The sequence below is a fragment of the Serratia sp. LTN-2 genome (genome assembly GCF_059740205.1).
On record NZ_JCAXDO010000004.1, the window covers coordinates 1 to 431 of the forward strand.

Below are 431 nucleotides of genomic sequence, written 5' to 3' on the forward strand. Positions count from 1 at the left end.
CTGTTCGCCATTTAAAGTGGTACGCGAGCTGGGTTTAGAACGTCGTGAGACAGTTCGGTCCCTATCTGCCGTGGGCGTTGGAAGATTGAGAGGGGTTGCTCCTAGTACGAGAGGACCGGAGTGAACGCACCACTGGTGTTCGGGTTGTCATGCCAATGGCATTGCCCGGTAGCTAAGTGCGGAAAAGATAAGCGCTGAAAGCATCTAAGCGCGAAACTTGCCTCAAGATGAGTCTTCCCTGGGCCTTTAAGGTCCCTGAAGGAACGTTTAAGACTAAGACGTTGATAGGCTGGGTGTGTAAGTGCAGCGATGCATTGAGCTAACCAGTACTAATGATCCGTGAGGCTTAACCTTACAACACCGAAGGTGTTTTGGTGAGACCAAGACAATATTCAGCTTGTTTACAGATTGGATTAACTGGCTTCAGCGAT

Annotated in this window: 1 rRNA gene; it reads left to right on the forward strand. The window is 49.7% G+C overall.

From position 1 onward, the window contains the following. A 23S ribosomal RNA gene (locus tag AC6BYQ_RS09825) occupies positions 1 to 354 on the forward strand; the annotation flags it as partial. Positions 355 to 431 lie beyond the last annotated feature (77 nt).